Origin of the sequence: Albidovulum sp., assembly GCF_049646345.1 — a bacterium.
Taxonomy (GTDB): Bacteria; Pseudomonadota; Alphaproteobacteria; order Rhodobacterales; family Rhodobacteraceae; genus Albidovulum.
Window position 1 is genome coordinate 1 of record NZ_JBARVQ010000443.1, and the last position, 2,975, is coordinate 2,975.

At 62.6% G+C, this 2,975-nt stretch carries 4 protein-coding genes; all 4 read right to left on the reverse strand.

Annotation, left to right across the window (positions count from 1 at the left end; genetic code table 11):
* A partial coding sequence (locus WBB85_RS11140; protein ID WP_432638688.1) for a trypsin-like peptidase domain-containing protein occupies window positions 1-733 on the reverse strand: 733 nt, incomplete at its 3' end.
* A gap of 174 nt (window positions 734-907) precedes the next feature.
* The gene (locus tag WBB85_RS11145; RefSeq protein ID WP_432638685.1) at window positions 908-1,111 is read right to left on the reverse strand and encodes a DUF2065 family protein; all 204 of its coding nucleotides are present in this window, start codon (window positions 1,109-1,111) and stop codon (window positions 908-910) included.
* A 2-nt stretch (window positions 1,112-1,113) separates the two neighbouring features.
* Complete coding sequence (gene hflC / locus WBB85_RS11150) at window positions 1,114-1,983, reverse strand: protease modulator HflC (protein WP_432638686.1); 870 nt, start codon at window positions 1,981-1,983, stop codon at window positions 1,114-1,116.
* Window positions 1,983-2,975 (reverse strand): FtsH protease activity modulator HflK (gene hflK, locus WBB85_RS11155; RefSeq protein ID WP_432638687.1); only part of this gene is annotated, 993 nt, incomplete at its 5' end. The genes hflK and hflC, both read right to left, overlap by 1 nt.

Sequence of the window (2,975 nt, forward strand, 5' to 3'; positions counted from 1 at the left end):
CGCCATTGGGGCTGAGGATCGCGGTATTCACGCCGATCACATCGCCGTCCATGTTGAAGAGTGGCCCCCCCGAATTGCCCCGGTTGATCGCGGCATCGGTCTGGATGAAATCGTCATAGGTCCCGGAAAGCTCGCGGTTGCGGGCCGAGACGATCCCGGCCGAAACAGAAAAGCCCTGCCCCAGCGGGTTGCCCATCGCCATGACCCAATCGCCGACGCGCATCACATCGGAATTGCCGAAATCGACGAAGGAGAGCGGTTGATCGCTTTCCACCTTCAAAAGCGCGATATCGGTCTTAGGGTCGGTGCCCACAAGTTCGGCATCCAGCGTCTTGCCCGAGAAGAATTCGATGGAAATCTCATCGGCACCCTCGATGACGTGGTTGTTCGTCACGATATAGCCGTCTTCCGAGATCACGAAGCCCGAGCCCAGCGCGTTCGAGCGGCGGGGCCCCCGGGGTGCATTCGGATTGCCGAATTCACGGAAGAAATCCTCAAACGGCGATCCCTCGGGCACGATCGGCCCGCCGTCGGTCGGGGCCGCGACCGTCGTCGTCGTCGTGATGTTCACAACGGCCGGGCTGACCTGTTCGGCCAGATCGGCGAAACTTTCCGGCGCTGCGCGGGCGTCGACAGGGGCTGCCTGACCGATTGCCAGCGCCAGCCCCAGCGCCATAGCCCAGATTACCCCCGCCACGGCCCCGGGCCGAATGTCGGTCTTGTGAAGTGTCATCACCTGAGATTTCACTGCGAACTCCCTTGTTTTTCTTCTATGGCAGGAACGACCGTCCCGCCCCGGGCCACGATACGCGCATCTTTGAGTTAAGCCTTCGCTGACACAAATCAAAGCCCGTCGCGCCTGCTCAACAGGATGTGATCGCCAATCGCGCCTGTCACAGCGATTGTTTCAGCCCGCGAGCCCCTGAGCAAGCCAAATGAGCGCGATGCCCAAGGCAACCGCCCCAAGGCCGAGATTGCGGCGCGTCTCGACCGGCATCTGGCGGATCAGTTCCAGAAGCTCATCAATACGCGAAGGGGCCAGTGCAAGCACCAGCCCCTCCAGCGTCAGTACCAACCCGACGGCCAGCAACAGAAGTGCGAACGCCCCCATCGCTACCGCTTTTCAGGCGATTTGAGATAGTCGAAGAATTCGCTGTTCGGCGCCATGACCATGGTGGAATTCCCCCCCAGAATGCCCGCGCGGTAAGCTGCGAGCGAACGGTAGAAGTCGAAGAATTCCGGATCTGCGCCATAGGCTTCGGCAAAGACCGCGTTGCGGCGGGCATCGGCCTCACCGCGGATGATCTCGGCCTGACGCTGGGCGTCGGAGACAAGCTCAACCTTGGTCCGGTCGGCTTGCGCGCGCACGCGCTGTGCCGCTTCGTTACCGCGCGCGACCTCATCGGCCGCCTCGCGTTCCCGTTCGGCCCGCATCCGGGCAAAGGTGGCGTCAAGGTTCTGTTCGGGCAGATCGGTGCGCTTCAGCCGCACGTCGATGATCTCAACCCCGAGCGAGCTGGCCTGATTTGCCGATGCATCGCGGATCTGGGTGGCAAGGGCCGCACGGCCTTCCGACAGGATGTCGGACGAGGTGACCGAGCCCAGAACCTCACGCGTCTGGGCGCGCAGGATCGTATCGATGCGGTTTTCGGCCAAAGCCACACCCGAGGCACCGACGGCCTGACGGAAGCGCTGCAGATCGGCGATCCGGTAGCGGGCGAAGGCGTCGACAACCAGACGGCGGTCATCAAGCGGCGTGACTTCCAGAGGTTCCACATCGAGCCCGAGGATACGGTCGTCATACCGTACGACCTCCTGAATGAGCGGCACCTTGAAATACAGCCCCGGCTCTTCCCGCACGGCCTTGATCTGACCGAACTGAAGCACCAGCGCCTTTTCACGCTCATCGACGATGAAGATCGCCGAAAGCGCCGCCGCGAGGGCCAGAACAACAATCGGGATAAGAAGTGTTGCGCGGTTCATCAGTTTGCCCCCCCGGTCGTCGCGGGTTTCTTGCCCAGTTCATTCAGCGGCAGATAGGGAACGACGCCCTGCCCGCTCTGATTTTCGTCGATGATCACCTTGTCGACGCGGCCCATGACCTCTTCCATCGTCTCAAGGTACAGCCGTTTGCGGGTCACTTCGGGCGCCTTGGCATATTCGGCCAGAACCGCGCTGAAGCGGCTCGCCTCACCTTCGGCCTGGTTCACGACCTGGGCGCGGTAGCCTTCGGCCTCTTCCAGAAGCTGGGCGGCCTGACCGCGCGCACCGGCAAGAACCGTGTTCGCATAGGCGTCTGCTTCCTTCTGCAACCGGTCGCGCTGCTGTTCGGCCGACTGCACGTTCTTGAAAGCGTCGATGACCTCACGCGGCGGGTCGGCGCGGTCAAAGTTCACCCGCACGACATTCAGACCCGAATCGTAGCTGTCGAGCGTCGACTGGATCAGTTCCTTCAGCCGCTCGGCGATGATACCACGGTCACGGTTCAGGATCGGCGCCAGTTGCGACTGGGCAATGATCTCGCGCATCGAGGATTCGGCCACCGCGTTGATCGTCAGTTCCGGGTCCCGCAGGTTGAAGAGGTATTTTTCGGGGTCGTTGATGTTCCAGACGACCTGAAAGTCGATATCGACGATGTTCTCGTCGCCGGTCAGCATCAGCCCGCTATCCGATCCGCCCCGGCCGACACCGATATCCTCGGTCCGTTCCGGCGTGACCGGAACCACATTCGCGGTCACGAACGGCCAGGGGGCGAAGTTCAGACCGGGATCGCCGATCGAGGAAAACTTGCCAAGGAACAGTTCCACCGACTGTTCTTCCGGCTTGACCGTATAGAAGCTTGCAAAGGACCAGAGCCCGATGGCCGCCAGCGCCGCCAGCCCCAGCGTACCGCCGGTCAGCTTCGGGCCCTGAGGCAGTCCGCCGCCGCCATTCACCGGTCCGCGCGGGCCACCGCCGCGTCCACCCATCAACAC

Excerpts from the sequence above, each read along its gene's own strand:
- WBB85_RS11145 (WP_432638685.1), bottom strand. The coding sequence starts at position 1,111 with ATGGGGGCGTTCGCACTTCTGTTGCTGGCCGTCGGGTTGGTACTGACG.
- hflC (WP_432638686.1), bottom strand. The coding sequence starts at position 1,983 with ATGAACCGCGCAACACTTCTTATCCCGATTGTTGTTCTGGCCCTCGCG.